This is a genomic window from Pseudomonas sp. D5(2026), from assembly GCF_057766845.1.
Genome location: NZ_CM173421.1, coordinates 1,912,656 through 1,934,942, shown reverse-complemented (window position 1 = coordinate 1,934,942; position 22,287 = coordinate 1,912,656). Strand labels below are relative to the sequence as shown.

Below are 22,287 nucleotides of genomic sequence, written 5' to 3'. Positions count from 1 at the left end.
CACTCATTGGGCATAACACACCGGCGAACTGCCAGGGCCACACCTGTCCAGTTCGGTTTCCAACCAATCGGCCAGCACCCGGGCATTGTTGTGCTCGCTGTCCTTGCCGGCATAAAGCAACGTCAGCGTGCCCTTCCTGGCCATGTCCAGCAGCGGATACCAGTGCTCGGGGTGGGCTGCCAGCGCTTGCTGGTACCGCTGGGTAAAACCGGCGAAATCCACTTCACCCTGGTGGAACGCCTTACGCAATTCATTCGAAGGTGCCACTTCGCGCAACCACTGCCCATGGAGGTCTTCCTTGCGTTTGTTGCGCGGCCACAGGCGGTCGACCAGTACACGCTGGCCATCTTCATCCTCAACCGCATCATAGACACGCTTGCAGCGAATCATGGGCGTCTCCTGCCATTACCGTCCGTCTTGAGCCTAGATAATTCATTGATCGAGGTCACGGCCGGGTTACGAATTGTTTCTATGCTCAAGGCCTTCGGCACTTTCGCCCAACGCCAACCGGAGCCCCCATGGCAACCCCGTCAGTGGCCAGCAGCCCACTACTGGCCCAACACGACGCCCGCCCGCAGCTCTCCCACAAGCCTGGGCGTGCCACCTTAACGTTGTTCTTCAGCCTGCTGCTGGCTGGTATCGCCTACACCGCCTGGAGCCTCAAGCAGGATGTGACCGCAAGCGGTACGGTCATTACCACGGCCACACCGTTCCTTCTGCTGGGCCTGGCGCTGCTGATTGCCCTGGGCTTCGAGTTCGTCAACGGCTTCCACGACACCGCCAACGCGGTAGCCACAGTGATATACACCCATTCGTTGCCGGCCCCGGTCGCGGTGGTGTGGTCTGGGCTGTGCAACTTCCTGGGCGTGCTTTTCTCCAGTGGCGCGGTGGCGTTCGGCATCATCGCCCTGCTACCGGTAGAGCTGATTCTGCAGGTCGGCTCTTCGGCCGGCTTTGCCATGGTTTTCGCCCTGCTGCTGGCGGCGATCATCTGGAACCTTGGCACCTGGTGGCTGGGCCTGCCGGCATCGTCCTCGCACACCCTGATTGGCTCGATCATCGGCGTGGGCGTAGCCAATGCGCTGATGCATGGGCGTGACGGCACCAGCGGCGTGGATTGGGCCCAAGCCAGCAAGGTGGGTTATGCCCTGCTGTTCTCACCGCTGATCGGTTTTGCTTGCGCAGCCCTGTTGCTGCTGGCCCTGCGCGCGCTGGTCAAACGCAAGGCCCTGTACCAGGCACCGGAAGGCCAGACACCGCCACCGTGGTGGATCCGCAGCCTACTGATTCTGACCTGCACCGGGGTATCGTTTGCCCACGGCTCCAACGACGGCCAGAAAGGCATGGGGCTGATCATGCTGATTCTGGTCGGCACCCTGCCAATGGCTTACGCGCTGAACAAGACCATGCCCAACGAGCAGGCTCTGCAGTTTTCCGCTGTCGCTGAGGTAACCCGCCAGGCACTGGTACGCAGCGCCCCGCAAGCGGCCCCGGCTGACCCGCGCCAGGTACTGACCCTGTTCATTGCCGAACCCAAGGCCAGCCCGCACCTGGTACCAGCGCTGGCGGCGCTGACCGGTATGATCGGCGAAGAAGTCAAAGGCTATGGCTCGCTCAAGCGCATACCGGCTGAAGCCATGGCCAACGTGCGTAACGACATGTACCTGACCAGTGAAGCCATCCGCCTCATGGAGAAAAACCACCTGGTGACTTTCGATGCCGACACCCACAGCCATGTGCAACGCTTCAAGACCCAGTTGGACGACGCCACCCGCTATATTCCGCTATGGGTGAAGGTAGCTGTAGCCATTGCGCTGGGGCTGGGGACCATGGTTGGCTGGCGACGTATTGTGGTCACCGTTGGCGAGAAGATCGGCAAGACCCACCTCAGCTATGCCCAAGGCGCATCGGCCGAAGTGGTGGCGATGTGCACCATTGGCGCAGCAGATATGTTCGGGCTGCCGGTGTCGACCACGCATGTGCTGAGTTCGGGGGTGGCCGGGGCCATGGTGGCCAATGGGTCGGGGATTCAGAAGCGCACGTTGTTCAATCTGCTGATGGCCTGGGTGCTGACCTTGCCAGCGGCAATGCTGTTGGCTGGCAGCCTGTACTGGCTGCTGAACCACATCTTCTGAACCCGTACGCCGTCGGGTGTAGGAGCGGGTTTACCCGCGAATACGGTAGCGGCGGCAACCGTGAACGGCGGGTGGATATTGGCCTGCAGGCCCGGCCCTTTCGCGGGTAAACCCGCTCCTACGGGCGACCGGCAGGCGTTTCGAAGTTTGCGCAAGGCTGTCCCTGCACAGGTTGATCAGCCCGGGATTTTCAGGCCACGCTGCACGGCTGGCCGTTCCAGGAAATTCGCCAGCACGCGCTGCACTTCCTTGAATTGGTCGAAGCCCACCAGGTCACGGGCGTTGTAGCGCTCCACCAGGTTACGCACCCAAGGGAAGATGGCGATGTCGGCGATGCTGTATTCCTCAGCCATCCACTGCCGACCTTTCAAATGCCGATCCAGCACGCCCAGCAGCCGCTTGGACTCGTTGACATAGCGGTCGCGCGGGCGCTTGTCTTCATATTCCTTGCCAGCAAAGAAATGGAAGAACCCGACCTGGCCGAACATCGGCCCGATGCCGCCCATCTGGAACATCAGCCACTGCAGGGTCTGGTAGCGGTGAGCGGGGTCCTGGCTGAGCAGCTGGCCGCTCTTCTCCGCCAGATACTGCAAGATCGCCCCCGATTCAAACAGCGCCAGCGGCTGACCGCCCGGCCCGTTCGGGTCGAGGATGGCGGGGATCTTGTTGTTCGCGCTGAGCGAGATGAATTCGGGGCTCAATTGGTCGTCATTGTCGAAGCTAACCTTGTGCGCCTCGTAAGCCAAGCCAATCTCTTCGAGCATGATCGATACCTTCACCCCATTGGGCGTCGGCAACGAGTACAACTGCAGGCGTTCGGGATGTTTGGCGGGCCATTTGCGGGTAATGGGGAAAGCACTGAGTTCGGTCATGATCAACCTTGCCAAGGGAATGAACCTGTCACTCTAGAGACATCCCCAGCCGCTGACCATCACCGACCACTCATCAGCATTGGCAGCTCAGGCCTGGCCGTGGGCCTTGAGCTTGAGCTTTTCGGTATCGACGCGGACAAACACGGAGTCGGCGGTCACAGTCAGTACATCCTCTGCCCAGACTTCGCAGATGACCCGGCTCTTGCGCCCCACTTCGCCTTCGACACGCGCCTTGAGCAACAGCTCGACGCCCATCGGCGTAGGTTTCAGGTAGGTCAGGTTGAGCGTGCCGGTAACGCAGTCGATACGCGGCAGGCTGCCCGGTTCTCGGCCTTCGTTACGGTAGTGGTAGGCCATCGCCGTCCAGTTGGAGTGGCAGTCGACCAGCATCGCCAGCAGGCCACCGTAAACCAAGCCAGGCCAGCCAATGAAGGTGCTGTCGGGCGAGTGACGGCACACCAGGTGAACACCGTCGGCGTCCCAGTGGCTTTGCAGGTGCAGGCCGCTGGGGTGGGAACAGCCGCAGCCGTAGCAGGTACCCTCAGGGGCCGCGAGGGCTTGAAGGGAAAGTGTGTGATCAGTCATACGCTTCCTGTGCTTGTTGGAATGGGGGCGCGCAACGCCCCCATTAAAGCAGAAACATCAGGCCGTCTGGGCAACCATCCTGGCACGCCGCTGGGTCAGCGAAACCAGCAGGATGAACGCGGTCACACCTGCGGTCATCAGCGTTTCGTAGCGGTAGGCATCGCTGAACAGCATGTAGCCCAGCACCATGACGATGGTGCCGATCACCAGCCAGGTCAGCCATGGGAACAGCCACATCTTCAGCTCCAGCGGGCGCCCTTCACGCTCGGCACGGGCACGCATGCGCAGCTGCGACACGGCAATGACCAGGTACACCAGCAAGGCGATGGCGCCGGTGGTCGACAGCAGGAAGCCAAACACCTTGCCCGGGAACACGTAGTTGACGAAGCAGCCTGCAAAACCTGCCAGGGTGGAGAGGATCACCGCCACGGTCGGCACGCCGGAACCGGAAATGCGCTTGGTCACGCTAAGCGCCTGCCCACGCGCGCCAAGCGAATAGAGCATGCGCGACGCGGTGTAGAGCCCCGAGTTCATGCAGCTTGTCACCGCCACCAGCACCACCAGGTCAACCAGCAGCTTGGCGCCCGGCACGTTCAGCACTTCCAGTACACGCTGGAACGACCCTACTGCTTTCAGGCCGGGGTCGTTCCAGGCCACCAGCGACACCACCAGGAAGATCGACGCCAGGTAGAAGATGGCGATGCGGTACACCACCAGGTTGGTGGCGCGGCGAATCTTGTCTTTCGGGTTGGCGGTTTCGTCAGCCGCGATGGTGACGATTTCGGCACCGAAGAACGAGAAGATGGTGATCAGCACGCCCCCAAGTACCGTCCCGAAGCCATTGGGCATGAAACCACCGCTGTCCCACAGCCGGCTGACCCCGGACACCTCCGCCAGCGGCCAGAAGCCGAACACCGCCAAGGTGCACACCACGATGAAGCCAATGATCGCGACCACTTTGACCAGCGCGAACCAGTACTCGAAGGCACCGAAGTTCTTCACGCTGACCAGGTTGGTGCAGGACAGCACCAGCATGATCAGGAAAGCGAACAGCCAGGAAGGCACGCCAGGGAAGTAGGCATGCAGGATGTCAGCACCGGCAATGGCTTCCACCGGAATGATCAACACCCAGAACCACCAGTACAACCAGCCGATGGTAAAGCCCGCCCAAGGGCCAATGGCTTCCGAGGCGTAGGTGGAAAATGAGCCGCTGTTGGGGTTTGCGATGGCCATTTCACCCAGCATGCGCATCACCAGCAAGACCAGCAGGCCAGTCATGGCGTAGGAGATGAGGATGGCCGGGCCGGCGGTGGCAATGGCGTTGGAGGACCCGATGAACAACCCGGCGCCGATGATGCCGGCAATGGAGATCATGGAAACCTGACGGGAAGTCAGGCCGTGCTGCAGTGAGCGCTGTTTCTTGTTGTCTTGCGAAGTCATGAAGAACCCTCGAATGGGTCGGCCGCAGCAAAGCGGCTGAAGGTCTGAGCAGAATTCTTATAAATTTCTGATGTGTGTTGTTGTTGTTTTGCAGATGACGGAAGCGGGTATTGACCTCCTCTTCGCATGACCGGTTGTAATCGTTGATCCAGGTCAGTATTAATCTATAGGCCGGGGTCAACAAACGACCTTTTCGAACCACATAATTCCTTTATGGAATGAACTCCTTCCTTTTTTGCTCGGTATTCGCCCGTCATGTCCAAACGCCTGATGCCTTCGACCACCGCCCTTCAGTGCTTCGAAGCGGCCGCCCGCCACCTCAGCTTCACCCGCGCGGCCCAGGAACTGCACCTGACCCAGAGCGCCGTCAGCAAGCAGGTCGCGCAGCTTGAGGACATGCTCTCGCACTCGCTGTTCCAGCGCATTCGCCGGCGCCTGCACCTGACCCCGGCCGGCGCGCTGTACCTCACCGAAGTGAACAAGATCCTCACCCAGATCGACATATCCAGCCGCTACATCCTCAGCTACGGCGACGAAACCGAAGTGCTGCGCATCGCCACCCAGCCGACCTTCGGCGCCCGCTGGCTGGTGCCCAGGCTCAAGGGTTTTGGTGACCGCTACCCACGCATTCACCTGGATGTGCGCAACGAGCTGGAGCCATTCGACCTGGTTCAGGCCAAGGCTGACGTCGCCTTTTTCTTCGGCCAGGGCACCTGGCCCGGGGCAACCTGCATCGAGTTGTTCAGCGAAGAAGTGGTGCCCGTGTGCAGCCCGCAGCTGCTGGCCAGCCACCGTTTCGACAGCGCCCAGGCGCTGACTGAGCACCGGCTGTTGCAATGCGTTTCGCGGCCGGAGGCCTGGCATGAGTGGTTCCTGGGGCTTGGGCTGCATAGCCAGAACAGCTACCACGGGCCGCGCTTCGACACGTTCTACCTGTGCATCCGCGCTGCCATCTCCGGCTGCGGCATAGCCCTGATTCCCCGCTATCTGGTGGCCGAAGAGCTGAGCGAAGGCAAGCTGGTGGTGGCCTGGGACCACCCTGTGGCAAGCAACGGTAGGCACTTCATTGCGCATGCCGAGCATGCGGCCGAAGTGCCCAAGATCAGGGCCTTTGTGCAGTGGATCCGGGAGCGGGTGGCAGAGGGGGATTGATTTGACCTGCCCCGGCCTCTGGTAGAAGCGGGCTTGCCCGCGAAGAGGCCGGCACAGCCAACCAGAAAACCAGCCAGATCACGAATCCATGGAATGACCGCAATCGAATAATTCGTTTGCGGAATAACCTGCCGACACGCTTGGATAATAAGAAACTCGAACAAGGTCCGCGTGCCCCATGAACCAGGAAAGTATCAGCCAATCCATTGCCATCGTTCACCCGATCACACTTTCCCATGGCCGTAATGCCGAAGTCTGGGACACTGACGGCAAACGTTACATCGACTTTGTCGGCGGTATCGGCGTGCTCAACCTGGGCCACTGCAACCCCGCTGTAGTCGAGGCCATCCAGGCTCAGGCCACCCGCCTGACCCACTACGCCTTCAACGCGGCCCCTCACGGCCCGTATCTGACACTGATGGAGCAACTGAGCCAGTTCGTCCCGGTCAACTACCCACTGGCCGGCATGCTCACCAACAGCGGCGCGGAAGCGGCGGAAAACGCCCTGAAAGTGGCCCGTGGCGCCACCGGCAAACGCGCCATCATCGCATTCGACGGCGGCTTCCATGGCCGCACCCTGGCCACCCTGAACCTCAATGGCAAGGTCGCCCCCTACAAGCAGCGGGTCGGTGAACTGCCCGGGCCGGTGTACCACCTGCCCTACCCCAGCGCGGATACCGGGGTTACCTGCGAGCAGGCGCTCAAGGCCATGGACCGCCTGTTCAGCGTCGAGCTGGCGGTGGAGGACGTCGCGGCGTTCATCTTCGAACCAGTACAGGGCGAAGGCGGCTTCCTTGCCCTGGACCCGGCCTTCGCCCAAGCCCTGCGCCGCTTCTGCGACGAGCGCGGCATCCTGATCATCATCGACGAGATCCAGTCGGGCTTCGGCCGTACCGGCCAGCGCTTCGCGTTCTCGCGCCTGGGCATCGAACCCGACCTGCTGTTGTTGGCCAAGAGCATTGCTGGCGGTATGCCGCTGGGTGCAGTGGTCGGGCGCAAGGAATTGATGGCGGCGCTGCCCAAGGGCGGCCTGGGTGGCACCTATTCAGGCAACCCGATTGCCTGCGCGGCGGCCTTGGCCAGCCTGGCGCAGATGACCGACGAAAACGTTGCAACCTGGGGTGAACGGCAGGAGCAGGCCATCGTCAGCCGTCATGAGCGCTGGAAGGCCTCGGGCCTGAGCCCATACATCGGCCGCCTGACCGGCGTGGGCGCCATGCGAGGGATCGAGTTCGTCAATGCCGATGGCAGCCCGGCACCGGTACAACTGGCCCAGGTGATGGAAGCGGCCCGAGCCAAGGGCCTGCTGCTGATGCCCAGCGGCAAGGCGCGGCACATCATTCGCCTGCTGGCACCGCTGACCATCGAGGCCGAGGTGCTCGAGGAAGGGCTGGATATCCTCGAGCAGTGCCTGGCAGAACTGAGCTGAGGCTTACAGGCCCAGCTCTTGCGGGGTGAGCATGTCGGACTCGAAGGCGATCCAGCCGCCTTCCAGTTCGGCATGGCCGTTGACGATCGGGCCGTAATAGGTCAGGCCATTCTCCAGGGTCACGCAAATATGCGTGGCCGGTTTCTCAGGGGCCGCGAGCGTACCGACGAAATGCACCTTCTTCAGGGTTTCGGTCACCGCTTCCAGACCCACGCGCATGCTGGGGTTTTCCGAAGCCTCGGTATCTCCGCCACGGTCTTCAGCGCTGATGGTCACGGTGGCGATGTACGGGTACTTGGTGCTCAAACGGGGTTACCTCGGTGGGTGTATAGGCGTAGGGGCGCGTAGAGTACGGCAGGCAGTCTCTGTTGTCTCTACTGGCCTCTTCGCGGGCACGCCCGCTCCCACAGGGATCGCATATTGCTTGGGGTATGCGGGGCACCTGCAACAGGTGATCTGAATGCCCCGATCTGTTAGGGTGCCCGCCGATGCACGCCACACCACACGAGGATCCCGAGTGAGCGCCGAAGAACCCCTGATCGCCGACCTGTTCGAAGTCGACAAACGCCTGTCCCTCAAGCCCGTCGTGGACTTCAACAGCTACCTGCGCAACGCCTTCGGCGAGGGCCCATGCCACTGCCACCGTTGTGTAGAAGGCGCCGACCAAAGCACCTACAGCCACGCGCACAACTTCACCTTCGAAGGCCGCCAGTGGCACCGCCGGTTCGCCAGCACCGCCGGCAGCGACGTCGCCCAGGTGTTGAAAAAAGCCTGGCTGTCGTACACCAAGGCTGATCTCAACCTGGTCGGTGCGCTGGACCTGACCACCCTCAAGACCTTTACCGAGGCCGCCCTGCACGCGCGCCTGCTGGCCTTGCTGCCGGCCAGCGGCCTGGCCCGCGAAGTGGATGGCCAGTGGATGCTGCAAGCCCAGACCGACTGACAGCCCGGCGGCAGGGCAGGATTCCACCGGTCTGCTAACTTGGTGGAATCCGCCCACCCACAGGTAGTCCGCCATGGCCCGCACAACGCCCATCGAGCTGTACCGCAATATCGGCATCGTCGCCCACGTGGATGCCGGCAAGACCACGACCACCGAGCGAATCCTGTTCTACACCGGGGTCAACCACAAGATGGGCGAAGTGCACGATGGCGCGGCGACCATGGACTGGATGGCCCAGGAGCAGGAACGCGGCATCACCATCACCTCGGCGGCGACCACGGCGTTCTGGCAAGGCTCGACCAAGCAGTTCGCCCACAAGTACCGTTTCAACATCATCGACACCCCAGGCCACGTCGATTTCACCATCGAGGTGGAGCGCTCATTGCGCGTGCTCGATGGCGCGGTCGTGGTATTCAGCGGCGCGGACGGCGTCGAGCCGCAGTCCGAGACCGTCTGGCGCCAGGCCAACAAGTATCACGTGCCGCGCCTGGCCTACATCAACAAGATGGACCGCCAGGGGGCCGACTTCCTGCGCGTGGTCAAGCAGATCGATCAGCGCCTGGGGCACCACCCGGTCCCCATCCAGCTGGCCATCGGCAGCGAAGAGAACTTCATTGGCCAGATCGACCTGGTGAAGATGAAGGCCATCTACTGGAACGATGCCGACCAGGGCACCAGTTACCGCGAAGAAGATATTCCAGCCGATCTGCAGGAGCTTGCCGACGAATGGCGCGCGCACATGATCGAAGCTGCGGCCGAAGCCAATGACGAGCTGACCATGAAGTTTCTCGATGGCGAGGAGCTGAGCATCGAAGAGATCAAGGCCGGGTTGCGCCAGCGCACCATTGCCAACGAAATCGTGCCCACCATCCTCGGCTCATCGTTCAAGAACAAGGGCGTGCCGCTGATGCTCGACGCGGTGATCGACTACCTGCCCGCCCCGTCGGAAATTCCGGCAATCAAGGGCACCGACCCCGACGACGAAGAAAAGCACCTGGAACGCCACGCCGACGACAATGAACCGTTCTCGGCACTGGCCTTCAAGATCGCCACCGACCCGTTCGTCGGCACCCTCACCTTCGCCCGGGTGTATTCCGGTGTGCTCAGCTCCGGCAACGCGGTGCTCAACTCCGTCAAGGGCAAAAAAGAGCGCATTGGCCGCATGGTGCAAATGCACGCCAACCAACGCGCTGAAATCAAGGACGTGTGCGCCGGCGATATCGCCGCACTGATCGGCATGAAGGACGTGACCACCGGCGATACCCTGTGCGACATGGACAAGCCGATCATTCTCGAACGCATGGACTTCCCCGACCCGGTGATTTCCGTAGCAGTAGAGCCGAAAACCAAGGCCGACCAGGAAAAAATGGGGATCGCACTGGGCAAGCTGGCCCAGGAAGACCCCTCATTCCGCGTGCGTACCGATGAAGAGACCGGCCAGACCATCATCTCGGGCATGGGCGAGCTGCACCTGGACATCATCGTCGACCGCATGCGCCGCGAGTTCAACGTCGAGGCCAACATCGGCAAGCCACAGGTGGCCTACCGCGAGAAGATCCGCAACACCTGCGAGATCGAGGGCCGCTTCGTTCGCCAATCCGGCGGCCGCGGCCAGTACGGCCATTGCTGGATCCGTTTTGCTCCCGGCGATGAAGGCAAAGAAGGCCTGGAGTTCATCAACGAGATTGTCGGCGGCGTAGTACCGCGCGAGTACATCCCGGCCATCCAGAAGGGTATCGAGGAGCAAATGAAGAACGGCGTGCTTGCCGGCTACCCACTGATCAACCTCAAGGCCGCCGTGTTCGACGGCTCGTACCACGATGTCGACTCCAACGAGATGGCCTACAAGATCGCCGCATCAATGGCCACCAAGCAGTTGTCGCAGAAAGGTGGCGCAGTGTTGCTGGAGCCGGTGATGAAGGTTGAGGTGGTGACGCCGGAGGAGTATCAGGGCGACATCCTCGGCGACTTGAGCCGACGTCGCGGCATGATCCAGGACGGTGATGAAACGCCGGCTGGCAAGGTGATCCGTGCCGAAGTTCCGCTGGGCGAAATGTTCGGCTACGCCACCTCGATGCGCTCGATGACCCAGGGCCGGGCAAGCTTCTCGATGGAGTTCACCCGCTATGCCGAGGCCCCGGCGAGCATTGCCGACGGCATCGTCAAGAAGAGCCGCGGAGAGTAAGCGGTTCTCCGGTACCGGCCTCTTCGCGGGCACGCCCGCTCCCACCGGGGGCGCACAATGTTTGGGCCTGCGGCCTTTCTGTGGGAGCGGGCGTGCCCGCGAAGAAGCCGGTACAGGCCACAATCAAGCTCAGTGCTGCTCGCCAGCCCGCTTCAACAGCTTCTTGCACCGATCCGACAAATGCACCACGCGCAAATGCTTGCCCGCCTTGGCATAGCGCTCACGCAGGGTTTTCAGCGCCGCAACCGCCGAATAATCGACAAAGCTCAAATGCTGGCAATCCAGCGTGACCTGGGCCGGGTCCCCGGCCGTGTCGAACTGGTTGAGGAACGAGGTGGTCGAGGCGAAGAACAGCGTGCCATGTAACTGATAACGCTTGCCGCCCCCCGCGTCCTCATGGGTGTCGGCATACAGCTCGCGTGCATGCTGCCAGGCAAAGTTGAGCGCCGCGATGATGATACCGAACAGCACCGCCATGGCCAGGTCAGTGAACACCGTGACCACGGTCACCGCAATGATCGCCAGCACATCATTCACCGGCACCTTGTGCAACACCCGCAACGACGCCCAGGCAAAGGTCTGCTGGGCCACCACGAACATCACACCAACCAGCGCCGCCAGTGGAATACGCTCGATCAGCGGCGACAGGAACAGCACGAACAGCAGAATCATCACGCCGGCTACTACACCCGACAACCGGCCCCGGCCATTGGAACTGAGGTTGATCACCGTCTGCCCGATCATCGCGCAGCCGCCCATGCCGCCGCACAGGCCCGACACCATGTTCGCAGCGCCCAGTGCCACACACTCGCGATCCGGGAAGCCACGGCTCTCGGTGATTTCATCGGTCAGGTTGAGAGTGAGCAGGGTTTCCAGCAGGCCGACCATGGCCATCAGCACCGCATAAGGGGCGATGATCTTCAGGGTTTCCAGATTCCAGGGCACATCCGGCAGGGCCAGCCCAGGCAGGCCACCAGCGATGTGCGCCATGTCACCCAGGGTGCGGGTCGGCAGCCCGAGCAAGTACACCAACAGGCCGACACCGAGGATCGCCACCAGAGCCGGCGGCACCGCGCGGGTCAGTTTCGGCAGCACATAAACCACCGCCATGGTCAGCGCCACCAGGCCGACCATCAGGTACAGCGGCGTGCCGGTGAGCCAGTGTTCGCCGTCCTTGAAATGCTCCAGCTGGGCCATGGCGATGACGATGGCCAGGCCGTTTACGAAGCCGAGCATGACCGGGTATGGCACCAGGCGCACCAGCTTGCCCAAGCGCAGCACGCCAAACAGGATCATTACCACGCCACCCAGCAGCACCGTGGCCAGCAGGTACTGCGCACCGTGCTGCACCACCAGCGCGACGATCACCACCGCCATCGAGCCAGCAGCGCCGGAGATCATCCCCGGCCGCCCGCCGAACAGCGCCGTCAGGGTACAAATGATGAACGCGCCATACAGGCCCATCAGCGGGTTGAGGTGGGCCACCAGGGCAAAGGCGATGCACTCGGGGACCAAGGCGAACGAGGTGGTGAGGCCGGCGAGCAGGTCGGCGCGTAGTCGGGCGGGCTTCATGGGCTTCCTGTGGTTCAGTCCGGAGGACGATTTAAAAACGAGGGGCGGGATGTTACGGAAATTGTCGGACAGCGGCCACCGCTCAACGCACACGTTCCAGGCTCTGCACGGCCAGGTCCAGCGCACGCTGCATGTCCAGGCGCGCCGAACGGCCAAGATCCGGGTCGTTCAGGCGGCCACCACGCTCTGAGGGCAGGATCGGCGCCGTCAGGTCTTCGGCATCCATCGCTTCAAAATCCTGTTCGACGCCCAGGGTCAAGGCACTGCGCCGCAACAGCATGCGCACCTGTTCCGGGGTAAGTGCCGGGTTGATCGACAGCATCGTCGCCACAGTGGCAGTCACCAAAGGTGTTGCGTACGACGTGCCGCAATGCGCAGCCTCGGCCGACACTGGGCGTATGCAGGCAGCAGCACTGACGTCCACACGCATGTCGATATTGGAGCTGTGACGCTTGCGCACATGATCGTGGGCTTCAACTGCCGTAGCCTTGTCACTGCGCTGATGCCCGCCCACCACCAGCAATTGTTCGGTGATGAACGACGAAGGCAGGCGATATTCATCGGTCCCCGACCAGGACGCACCATTGCCCGCCGAATTTACCACCACCACGTCAGGGTGCTCCTTGCGCAGCCAGAGGAAGAACTCCTCAAGTAACTCCTCGTAGCCGCTCATCGCCAGCCCGGAGCGCACCAGCGAATCGACCTCATCACCCTTCACATTGCGTGCCCCGACCCGGTGAATGCCCCAGCTCCAGTTCAACACCCGCACGCCATCTTCGACCAGGTTCACCGATGCAGCGATGTTGGCGGTGATACCGGCATCCGAGTTGCGCTCTACCACCACCTCGAAGCCAGGGCTGTGCTTACCCAGCCCCGGCAAAAAGCCCTCACCCTGCGCAGCGAGAATGCCTGCAACATGGCTGCCGTGGCTTGCCGGGCGATCACCGTCGCGAGCGTATAGGCATGTCTGGCCTTTTTCGCAGCCCCCCTGATAATGGCTGAACCCTGGGGCGTCGAAGTCCACTTCGCGCTCGATTACCCCGACCCGCACGGGCTTCACCGGCAAGCCAGATGCGGCAATCCGGCGCCGGTAGAAATACAGCGCGTCCATGAAGCGGTTGGCGGCCCATTCATCCGCCTGGTCGATGGCCCGGTTGCCGCGCCCATTGCCCTCCTCCCCGCGCTCAGGGCCGGACTCTTCGACAATCACGGCATCCACGCTGACTTCACTGCCCATGCGCAGGACCATCGCATCGCGCTGCACCAGATCATCTACCGGCAAGCGCAGCTGGTAGACATTCAGCGGCGGTATGGCACCGACAACCAGGGCGCCGTATTTACCGGCGATGCGCCGGGCCTCGCCGAGGCCGTCGTGTTTTTCTTCGATCAACAGGCTGACCAGGTCGACGTAGGTGGTCAGGCCGTCCATGTTCTTCGCCACTTCATCGGGCCCTGCGGCGATCACATGACTGCGTTGGCGGGTCAGCCATACCGGGTTGCTCGTGCGGCCGCCATCGACCAGCCAGAGCGGGGCGCTGCGCTGGGCTGGCCTCGCCAGCTTCAGCGTTAGCCGGTCACCTTGTCGCTCGATATCGGCTTCTGACAGCCGCGTGCCGCCCAGCCATACCGTTGGCAGATTTGCCCGGAGCCCTTCGGCACGCAGACACCATTTTTGCCGGCTATCGCTGAACAAGTCACCGCAACGCTGCAGCTGCTTGATGCGCAGCGTGTCTGCTGCAGCCTGTGCACCAAGACTGCAAAGCCATAACAGCAAGATCAGGACACCCTTCATGCAATCACCCCACGCGCTCCCTGTGAGTGCGACTTACGGGGCACCTCAAAGGTTCACCTGTGGCTGGCAACTGCCTGGTCGCGGGCGAGCCATTCGGCCATGGAAGTATCCTCCAACGCGTACTCGCCACGATTGGCCTTCCATACCAGCTCCTTGTCGCGCAGGGCATCAAGGGCCTTCTGTACGTTTGCCGTGTTGACGTTGGCTACCGCCTGGGCCTGCTCCAGCTTGCGGCTGACCTCAACCAGGGTTTGCTCGGTAAACGGGGAAAACGGCTGCCGGCCGAGCGTGCGCTCGGCCATGACCTCCAGCACTGCCTGCTGCAACGGCGTAAGTTCGTTCCAAGCGCTTTCGTAGTCACTCCACACCCCGGCTTGATGATTCAGCGCCCCATTGCGCAGCAGTTCACCCAGGTTGCCCGCCTCACCCAGGCCGACGCTAACTTCGGCCAACAGTTTGTTGAGCATTTCCGGGCGCCGGCCGACCAATTCGAACGCGTATGCCAGGTCCTCTACCTTGAACTGGTTACTGTCGGCCAGGCGACGGTTCCACAAGGCGGTGATGAATTCGACATATTCACGCCCCAGCAACGGAAAGGGCGTGATGCTGGCACCAAAGAATGGCTGCTTGCTCTTGAGTACCAGGTTGGCCAGCTTGTCGCGACTAGAGCCCGTGAACACCAGCCGCAAGCCGTCCGGACGGTCGCCACGATTAAGGTGGTCACGCGCGGCTTTCAGCGCGAACATTGCATTGAGGCCATCTTCGCTGTTAAGGGCGTGCTGAGCCTCGTCGATGATCAGCACTACCAGTTGCCCTGACACTTGGTGCAACACGGCAAGCGCCTGGGCCAGGGTAGTACCCGCAGGCAGTTGCGGGCGGGTGAAATCCCAGCTCAGGGTGCGCAGCAGGTTGATCTTGTCGATACCGGCCTTTTTCGCAGTCCTGGCCAGCGCACCTTCGAATCTGGCCAGTGCTGTACCGATGGCGCCACTGATGAGCTGCGCAGGGGCGGCGTCGCGATCCGACCACAGGTCGACGTAAACCGGTAGCCAGCCGCGCTGTATGCATTCTGGTATGAAGTCGTTGTTGAGGAAGGTGCTCTTGCCCGTACGCCGCGGCGCGGCCAAGAACATGCCCGAGCTGTAATCGACCAAAGACTCGCCGGCCAAGTCTTGGGCCAGTGCGTTGGCCAACTGATTACGGCGCAGGAGCGGACGGACGGGAGACATGCAATTAACCTCAATTATCTTGCCTACTATAATTTATAGCCTACAAGATAAATCAGGATAAAACGACCCTCTGCAACAGTGCCGGCGTGATCCAGATCCGGCAAAAAGTCAGCAAGTTTGCCATCATGTTGGTTTCACCTGCGGAGATCATGGACATGCCGCTACGCCCCCTTTTCGCCTCCCTGTTGCTGGCCGCCAGCCTCAGTGCCCATGCTGCCACCGAGGTGGTGCCACTTCAGCATCGTAGCAGCGCCGAATTGCTGCCCGCCCTGCAGGCATTCATCGGCAAGGACGGCACGGTCAGCGCCTTCGAGAACAAACTGATCGTCAACGCCAGCCCCGAGCGCATCGACGACCTGCGCGCCCTGCTGCAACAGCTGGATACCGCGCCCAAACGCCTGCTGATCAGCGTCGACAACAATGACAGCAACTTCCAGGACAACCGCGGCAACGCTCGCGTCATTCACTACGGCACCAGCAACCGCGACGGCGGCATGCAGCAGGTACAAGCCAGCGAAGGGCAACCGGCACTGATCCAGGTGGGCCAGAGCATCCCCATTACCAGCACCAGCACAGACGGCTATGGGCGCATTCAAAGCAACACCGAATATCGCAACGTGACCCAAGGCTTCTACGTGACCCCCAGCCTGAGCGGCGAAACGGTTCGTCTGCAAATAAGCAGCAATAATGACCGCATCAGCCAGGAACGTGCAGATGTAGTGAAAGTACAAAGCACCGACACGACAGTCACTGGCAAGCTCGGCGAGTGGATCACCCTGGCGGGATTCAATCAGCAGAGCCAAGCCGACCGCAGCGCGTCAAGCCATACGTACAGCACCCAACGGGGTGAAAACATGACATTGCGTGTCAAAGTCGACCTTGTTGACTGATCTCAGGCAATTCAAGGCTTCGACCAAAGGCCTTCAAACTGACTGCCAAGTCGCATTAGACCAAAGATGTAGTAACCACAAAAAAGCACTACAAAACATTTGACAGGGTCTTTTTCCCAAGGGCATGATGGCCTCGCTCCCGCTAATCAGGGGCCCTGGCAAGGGCCTTCGGGGCGCGCTCCTTCCACCCTTGGAGGCGCCTCGTGTCTATACGGCCCACAAGGCGGTTCGACGGGATTGCGACTGCAACGAAGAAGTTGTCCCGAGGGACGGAAGCGCATCACCGCAGTACTGGCAATCGCGTAGCACCGCAGCAAGGCAACCACGAGCCGACCTGCCCGGAGCACACCTTCGCCTGGCCTGCCCAACCTTCCCCTTCGAGCCTTCGCGTTCGCCGCCGCAACCTGCGAACAGGACAGCCGCCAGGCACCTGATCTGCCCAGAGCATCAGCACAATTAACCCAAGATCGATGCGACGAGGTTTATTTCCATGGCACTGACACGCGAACAGCAAATTGCAGCCCTCGAGAAAGACTGGGCCGAGAACCCGCGCTGGAAAGGCGTGACCCGTACCTACACCGCCGCTGATGTCGTTCGCCTGCGTGGCTCCGTGCAACCTGAGCACACCTTTGCCCGTCAGGGTGCAGAAAAACTGTGGAAGCTGGTTACCGAAGGTGCTCACCCGTCCTTCCGCCCCGACAAAGATTTCGTCAACTGCATGGGCGCCCTGACTGGCGGCCAGGCTGTACAACAGGTCAAGGCCGGCATCCAGGCCATCTACCTGTCCGGCTGGCAGGTTGCCGCCGACAACAACTCGGCCGAATCGATGTACCCTGACCAGTCGCTGTACCCGGTCGACTCGGTACCGACCGTGGTCAAGCGCATCAACAACGCGTTCCGCCGCGCTGACCAGATCCAGTGGAAAGCCGGCAAGAACCCGGGCGACGAAGGCTACATCGACTACTTCGCGCCAATCGTGGCTGACGCCGAAGCCGGTTTCGGTGGCGTGCTGAACGCCTACGAGCTGATGAAGAACATGATCGAAGCAGGCGCCGCCGGCGTGCACTTCGAAGACCAGCTGGCCTCGGTAAAAAAATGCGGCCACATGGGTGGCAAGGTACTGGTACCCACCCAGGAAGCCGTACAGAAGCTGGTGGCTGCTCGCCTGGCCGCTGACGTGTCGGGCGTACCGACCATCATCCTGGCCCGTACCGATGCCAACGCCGCCGACCTGCTGACCAGCGACTGCGACCCGTACGACCAGCCGTTCGTGGTTGGCGAGCGCACCCGTGAAGGCTTCTACAAGGTCCGCGCCGGCCTCGATCAGGCCATTGCCCGCGGCCTGGCCTACGCCCCGTACGCCGACCTGATCTGGTGTGAAACCGCCAAGCCGGACCTGGACGAAGCCCGCCGCTTTGCCGAGGCGATCAAGAAGGAGTACCCGGACCAGATCCTGTCCTACAACTGCTCGCCTTCCTTCAACTGGAAGAAAAACCTGGACGACGCCACCATCGCCAAGTTCCAGCGCGAACTGTCGGCCATGGGCTACAAGCATCAGTTCATCACCCTGGCCGGCATCCACAACATGTGGCACGGCATGTTCAACCTGGCGCACGACTACGCCCGCAACGACATGACCGCCTACGTGAAGCTGCAGGAGCAGGAATTCGCTGACGCCAGCAAGGGCTACACCTTCGTGGCGCACCAGCAGGAAGTGGGCACCGGCTACTTTGACGACATGACCACCGTGATCCAGGGTGGCGCTTCGTCGGTGACTGCACTGACCGGTTCGACCGAGGAAGAGCAGTTCCACTGATAGTGGCTTGCGGTTGAACAAAGGCCCGGGGCTGTGAAGCCCTGGGCCTTTGTTTTCGTCTGCACCGGCCCGACCGAAGATCGTGTCCCGGGAAGTGGTGTAACTCATCATGGTTCTGGCCGCTGAGTTCGCCGTTTAGTTGATCACGGCCGACAGCTTGGCCTGTGGATTATCGCTGACTGCCTCAAAGGCCTCCAACTGCATGTAACGCCGTTGCAGGCACCACTCGTCGTTCTGCTCCAGCAGCATCGCGCCTACCAGCCGTGTGATTGCAGGATGTTGGGAAAGATGCCTACGACGTCGGTGCGGCGTTTGATCTCCGCGTTAAGCCGCTCCAGTGGATTGGTGCTGTGTAATTGCTGTCGGTGCGCTTTTGGAAACGCCATGTGAGCCAGCACTTCATCCTCGCAGCCGTCCATGAGTGTCGCGATCTTGGGGTATTTTTCGCGTAGCTGATCAGCGACCAAACGCCATTGCTGATGGCATTCGGCACGGCTGTCCTGGGCGAAGACTGTGCGCAGTAGGGCCGCCACCATGGTGCGCTGACCTTTGCCGACGTGGGCCATGGCATTACGCATGAAATGCACACGGCAGCGCTGCCAGGTCGCGTTGAAGACCTTGGAAACAGCCGCCTTGAGCCCTTCGTGGGCGTCGGAGATGACCAGTTTCACGCCCCGCAAGCCACGTCGCGTGAGGCTGCGCAGGAAGTCTGTCCAGAACGGCTCAGCCTCTGACGGCCCAACCCGCATGCCCAGGACTTCGCGGCCACCGTCGGTGTTCACGGCCACGGCGATTATTACGGCGACCGAGACGATGCGTCCGGCCTCCCGCACTTTGACGTAGGTGGCATCGATCCAGAGATAGGGCCAGTCGCCCTCAAGCGGGCGGTCAAGGAAGGCGTGAACGCGCTCATCGATCTCACCAGCTAGCCGTGAGACCTGGCTTTTGGAGATGCCGGTCATGCCCATGGCTTTGACCAGCTCGTCCACTGAGCGTGTTGAAACGCCTTGGATGTAGGCCTCCTGGATGACTGCCGCCATGGCTTTCTCAGCGGTGCGTCGAGGTTCAAGGAAACCAGGGAAATAGCTGCCTTGGCGCAGCTTGGGAATCTTAAGGTCGACGTCGCCTGCGCGGGTTTGCCAAAGACGATCGCGGTAGCCATTACGGCTATTTGTCCGGTCTGGGCTTTTGACATCGAAGCCCGCGCCGCACAGGCCTTCGACGTCGAACTCCATCATGCGCTGGGCAACGAACTGGATCATTTGCTTGAGCAGATCAGCGTCTGCCCCTTTCTCAACCAACTCGGTCAATGCGATAGTGGGCTTGGTCATCGTGGTTTCTCTGGTGAGTGTTTGGTCTTCGCAAACTCAACGTTAGCCAAGAACCACGATGACCATCCTCTTTCGCCCGCAGGGCGCCTTCGGCTGGTTCAGTTACACCACTTCCCGGGACACGATCCGACCGAAAATGCACAGAACCTGTAGGAGCAACTGCCTTGCTCAGGTTTTGAATAGCTTGCGCAGTCGCTTGTAGGAGCGGGTTTACCCGCGAAGAGGCCCACCCAGGCGATGCATCGCTCAAGCCTTGGTGCAAAGGCCGAGGTTCAGCGAGTATCCGCACCGGAATCAATGCCGAATCAAGCCATGTCCGTAGCGCCTCCGGCTCATGCATCGAGGCAAGACAGGTGATTTAAGCGCGATTACGTCAGGGCGGCGCAATGATCGGTTTGAATTTTGGGGTGATGCGCAGATCGAGCGCCGCCCGCGCGGCGCATCGCGAGCTGCGCTCGCTCCTACGTTTGTTTCGGGCCAATTATTCCTGTGCCATTTGCGCGCGAACGCCTTGGCGCATGGCGCATTATCACGTCGTACAAACAAGGCGGTCGCGCGCGCCTGCAACAGGCGTGACTGGCCCGAAACAAACGTAGGAGCGAGCGCAGCTCGCGATGCGCCGCGCGGGCGGCGCTCGATCTCACAGCCTCTGCATTCCTTTCGCCAAGCCCACAGCAGCCCTAACACAACCCAAGGCATCACCGGCAAAACCCCAGATCAGGTCTATGCTTGGGGCAGCCCAGCAGCAAGGACCGCCCATGCCTCGTCCAAGCCACCTGATGATTTTCGCCCTGGCCGCCGCTACCCTCTATATATATGCACTGGCCAGCGACAACACCCTGCTCGCCCTCATGGCCAAACCCATCCCGGTGCTGGCCTTGATTGCCTGGCTGCACAACACCCCGGTCTCGCCTTATCGCAAGTGGATCTCGATCGGCCTGGGCTTCTCGGTACTCGGCGACATCCTGCTGGCCATCCCTGCGGACCTGTTCGTGTTTGGCCTGGTCGCCTTCCTCTGCGCCCACCTGGCCTACCTGCGCGCCTATTGCGGCATTACCCTGCGCCCTGCCTTGCCTGCGCTGGCATTCAGCGCCATCGCTGGCATCACACTGCTAGGCGTGCTGACCAGCCATGGCCTCGGCCCGCTGCTGATCCCGGTCACGCTGTACATCTTGGCCATCAGTGCGATGCTCTGGCGCGCCCTGGCCTGCAGCGGCCCGGCCGCGCTGGGTGCCGGCCTGTTCGTATTCTCCGACAGCCTGATCGGTATCGACCGCTTCGTCAGCCCGTTCGCCGCCGTACCGTACCTGATCATCCTCGCCTACTGGCTCGGCCAATGGGCCATCGCTTCATCAGTCGGTCATCGCTCAACCGATAAAGTATTGACCCAGAGCGGTGCGCGCAGTAGCGAAAGCTGCTAGAACAAGGGTTTTTTGCAATTGCAAGTAGGGGGAATCGCCAGATGAACTTTACAAGGCGCAGAACAGCCAAATTCGAAGGCAGCAGCTCAAATGATATTAATTATCATTACTGGCCGTGCAATTCGTTACCCGCCGCAAGAAACATAATTAACAAAACCGCACGTAATGCCCGAATCTCAAGGCTCTCAGCCAGTTACGAACGGTTTTTGTACTTAATCCTACGAATAAATTTGCGACAGAAATTTTACTTGCACCAGGTTTACCCATAAAATCAGCGCGATTGATTCGGCTGCGACATTTGGTCACTGCATGTGCGACGCCAAGTCGCCGCTCTACACTTATTTCAGACTGCAGAGCTGGGTCTCTGTATAAGGATCTCTAGCATGTCCGATTCGACAGGACTCATCGCCCACAACTGGGGCTTTGCCATCTTCCTCCTGGGTGTCGTCGGCCTGTGCGCCTTCATGCTCGGCCTGTCCAGCCTGCTCGGTAGCAAGGCCTGGGGCCGCGCCAAGAACGAACCCTTCGAATCCGGCATGCTGCCCGTCGGCAGCGCCCGCCTGCGCCTGTCCGCCAAATTCTATCTGGTCGCGATGCTGTTCGTGATCTTCGATATCGAAGCCCTCTTTCTCTTTGCATGGTCTGTGTCCGTCCGCGAAAGCGGCTGGACCGGATTCGTCGAAGCACTCGTTTTCATAGCAATTCTGTTGGCAGGTCTTGTCTACCTATGGCGCGTCGGGGCACTTGATTGGGCTCCCGAAGGTCGCCGCAAGCGGCAAGCGAAGCTGAAACAATGAGGCTTTGGCATGCAATACAATCTCACCAGAATCGATCCGGATGCGCCCAACGAGCAGTACCCGGTCGGTGAACGGGAAACCGTCACCGATCAACTGCTAGAAGACCAGGTCCACAAGAACATCTTCATGGGTAAACTTGAAGATGTGCTGCGTGGTGCGGTCAATTGGGGTCGCAAAAACTCCCTCTGGCCGTACAACTTCGGCCTGTCCTGCTGCTACGTGGAAATGACCACGGCCTTCACGGCACCCCACGACATCGCCCGCTTCGGCGCCGAAGTCATCCGGGCCTCGCCGCGCCAGGCCGACTTCATGGTCATTGCCGGTACCTGCTTCGTGAAGATGGCGCCGATCATCCAGCGCCTGTACGAGCAGATGCTCGAGCCGAAGTGGGTCATTTCCATGGGGTCGTGCGCCAACTCCGGTGGTATGTACGACATCTACTCGGTCGTTCAGGGGGTCGACAAGTTCCTCCCCGTGGACGTCTATGTGCCTGGCTGCCCGCCACGCCCTGAGGCTTTCCTGCAAGGCTTGATGCTGTTGCAGGAGTCGATCGGCCAAGAACGACGCCCGCTTTCCTGGGTTGTTGGTGATCAAGGTATTTACCGTGCCGAGATGCCAGCCCAGAAAGACCTGCGTCGTGAGCAGCGCATTGCAGTAACCAACCTGCGCAGCCCCGACGAAGTCTGATCCAGCGACCT

Annotated in this window: 18 protein-coding genes and 1 pseudogene; 10 read left to right on the top strand and 9 right to left on the bottom strand. The window is 61.3% G+C overall.

The window, feature by feature from the left end; all coding sequences use genetic code 11:
- Positions 1–3 precede the first annotated feature (3 nt).
- Complete coding sequence (locus tag AC3B5Q_RS08810) at positions 4–390, bottom strand: DUF488 domain-containing protein (protein WP_021783208.1); 387 nt, start codon at positions 388–390, stop codon at positions 4–6.
- A 128-nt stretch (positions 391–518) separates the two neighbouring features.
- Between AC3B5Q_RS08810 and AC3B5Q_RS08805 the strand changes: the two genes are divergently transcribed.
- On the top strand, positions 519–2,135 hold the full coding sequence (locus tag AC3B5Q_RS08805; RefSeq protein WP_021783209.1) for an inorganic phosphate transporter: 1,617 nt from the start codon (positions 519–521) through the stop codon (positions 2,133–2,135).
- A gap of 176 nt (positions 2,136–2,311) precedes the next feature.
- On the opposite strand, the gene AC3B5Q_RS08800 is transcribed toward AC3B5Q_RS08805, so the two are convergent.
- The 3 genes from AC3B5Q_RS08800 to AC3B5Q_RS08790 all read right to left on the bottom strand — a co-directional run bounded on the left by AC3B5Q_RS08800 (position 2,312) and on the right by AC3B5Q_RS08790 (position 5,032).
- A complete protein-coding gene (locus AC3B5Q_RS08800; RefSeq protein WP_021783210.1) occupies positions 2,312–3,007 on the bottom strand; it encodes a glutathione S-transferase N-terminal domain-containing protein in 696 nt (231 codons plus the stop codon).
- An 87-nt stretch (positions 3,008–3,094) separates the two neighbouring features.
- On the bottom strand, positions 3,095–3,592 hold the full coding sequence (locus AC3B5Q_RS08795) for a PaaI family thioesterase (RefSeq protein ID WP_003251394.1): 498 nt from the start codon (positions 3,590–3,592) through the stop codon (positions 3,095–3,097).
- Between the two features lie 57 nt (positions 3,593–3,649).
- Positions 3,650–5,032 carry an amino acid permease gene (locus AC3B5Q_RS08790; protein WP_021783211.1) on the bottom strand — a complete coding sequence of 461 codons (1,383 nt, stop codon included), beginning with the start codon at positions 5,030–5,032 and terminating at the stop codon, positions 3,650–3,652.
- A 255-nt stretch (positions 5,033–5,287) separates the two neighbouring features.
- Between AC3B5Q_RS08790 and gcvA the strand changes: the two genes are divergently transcribed.
- Positions 5,288–6,184 (top strand): transcriptional regulator GcvA, encoded by an 897-nt coding sequence (gcvA, locus tag AC3B5Q_RS08785; protein WP_003251398.1) that lies wholly within the window; start codon positions 5,288–5,290, stop codon positions 6,182–6,184.
- A gap of 178 nt (positions 6,185–6,362) precedes the next feature.
- Entirely contained in the window at positions 6,363–7,613 is a 1,251-nt protein-coding gene (locus AC3B5Q_RS08780) for a 2-aminoadipate transaminase (RefSeq protein ID WP_021783212.1), read from the top strand.
- A gap of 3 nt (positions 7,614–7,616) precedes the next feature.
- On the opposite strand, the gene AC3B5Q_RS08775 is transcribed toward AC3B5Q_RS08780, so the two are convergent.
- The gene (locus AC3B5Q_RS08775; protein WP_021783213.1) at positions 7,617–7,919 is read right to left on the bottom strand and encodes a hypothetical protein; all 303 of its coding nucleotides are present in this window, start codon (positions 7,917–7,919) and stop codon (positions 7,617–7,619) included.
- 211 nt (positions 7,920–8,130) lie between these two features.
- Between AC3B5Q_RS08775 and AC3B5Q_RS08770 the strand changes: the two genes are divergently transcribed.
- On the top strand, positions 8,131–8,556 hold the full coding sequence (locus tag AC3B5Q_RS08770; protein ID WP_103444694.1) for a hypothetical protein: 426 nt from the start codon (positions 8,131–8,133) through the stop codon (positions 8,554–8,556).
- A gap of 73 nt (positions 8,557–8,629) precedes the next feature.
- Positions 8,630–10,741: an elongation factor G gene (gene fusA, locus AC3B5Q_RS08765; protein WP_021783215.1), complete on the top strand. Its 2,112-nt coding sequence runs from the start codon at positions 8,630–8,632 to the stop codon at positions 10,739–10,741.
- A 129-nt stretch (positions 10,742–10,870) separates the two neighbouring features.
- On the opposite strand, the gene AC3B5Q_RS08760 is transcribed toward fusA, so the two are convergent.
- The 3 genes from AC3B5Q_RS08760 to AC3B5Q_RS08750 all read right to left on the bottom strand — a co-directional run bounded on the left by AC3B5Q_RS08760 (position 10,871) and on the right by AC3B5Q_RS08750 (position 15,334).
- Positions 10,871–12,313, bottom strand: coding sequence for a SulP family inorganic anion transporter (locus AC3B5Q_RS08760; RefSeq protein WP_021783216.1), 1,443 nt, complete (start codon positions 12,311–12,313; stop codon positions 10,871–10,873).
- An 82-nt stretch (positions 12,314–12,395) separates the two neighbouring features.
- The gene (locus AC3B5Q_RS08755; RefSeq protein WP_021783217.1) at positions 12,396–14,105 is read right to left on the bottom strand and encodes a S8/S53 family peptidase; all 1,710 of its coding nucleotides are present in this window, start codon (positions 14,103–14,105) and stop codon (positions 12,396–12,398) included.
- Between the two features lie 53 nt (positions 14,106–14,158).
- The gene (locus AC3B5Q_RS08750) at positions 14,159–15,334 is read right to left on the bottom strand and encodes an ATP-binding protein (protein WP_021783218.1); all 1,176 of its coding nucleotides are present in this window, start codon (positions 15,332–15,334) and stop codon (positions 14,159–14,161) included.
- A gap of 125 nt (positions 15,335–15,459) precedes the next feature.
- On the opposite strand from AC3B5Q_RS08750, the gene AC3B5Q_RS08745 reads away from it, so the two are divergent.
- Together AC3B5Q_RS08745 and aceA are read left to right on the top strand one after the other, a co-directional pair.
- Positions 15,460–16,224 carry a secretin N-terminal domain-containing protein gene (locus tag AC3B5Q_RS08745; RefSeq protein ID WP_172402879.1) on the top strand — a complete coding sequence of 255 codons (765 nt, stop codon included), beginning with the start codon at positions 15,460–15,462 and terminating at the stop codon, positions 16,222–16,224.
- Positions 16,225–16,714: 490 nt separating this feature from the next.
- Positions 16,715–18,040 (top strand): isocitrate lyase, encoded by a 1,326-nt coding sequence (aceA, locus tag AC3B5Q_RS08740; protein ID WP_014861668.1) that lies wholly within the window; start codon positions 16,715–16,717, stop codon positions 18,038–18,040.
- Positions 18,041–18,175: 135 nt separating this feature from the next.
- Here aceA and AC3B5Q_RS08735 read toward each other — a convergent pair.
- Positions 18,176–19,371 (bottom strand): annotated as a pseudogene (locus AC3B5Q_RS08735) (IS256 family transposase).
- Positions 19,372–20,129: 758 nt separating this feature from the next.
- Here AC3B5Q_RS08735 and AC3B5Q_RS08730 point away from each other — a divergent pair.
- From AC3B5Q_RS08730 to AC3B5Q_RS08720, 3 genes are all read left to right on the top strand, one after another.
- On the top strand, positions 20,130–20,792 hold the full coding sequence (locus AC3B5Q_RS08730; RefSeq protein WP_488392985.1) for a lysoplasmalogenase: 663 nt from the start codon (positions 20,130–20,132) through the stop codon (positions 20,790–20,792).
- A 383-nt stretch (positions 20,793–21,175) separates the two neighbouring features.
- Positions 21,176–21,589 (top strand): NADH-quinone oxidoreductase subunit A, encoded by a 414-nt coding sequence (locus AC3B5Q_RS08725; RefSeq protein WP_021783220.1) that lies wholly within the window; start codon positions 21,176–21,178, stop codon positions 21,587–21,589.
- A gap of 9 nt (positions 21,590–21,598) precedes the next feature.
- Positions 21,599–22,276, top strand: coding sequence for a NuoB/complex I 20 kDa subunit family protein (locus AC3B5Q_RS08720; RefSeq protein ID WP_003251429.1), 678 nt, complete (start codon positions 21,599–21,601; stop codon positions 22,274–22,276).
- The last annotated feature ends 11 nt before the right edge of the window (positions 22,277–22,287 follow it).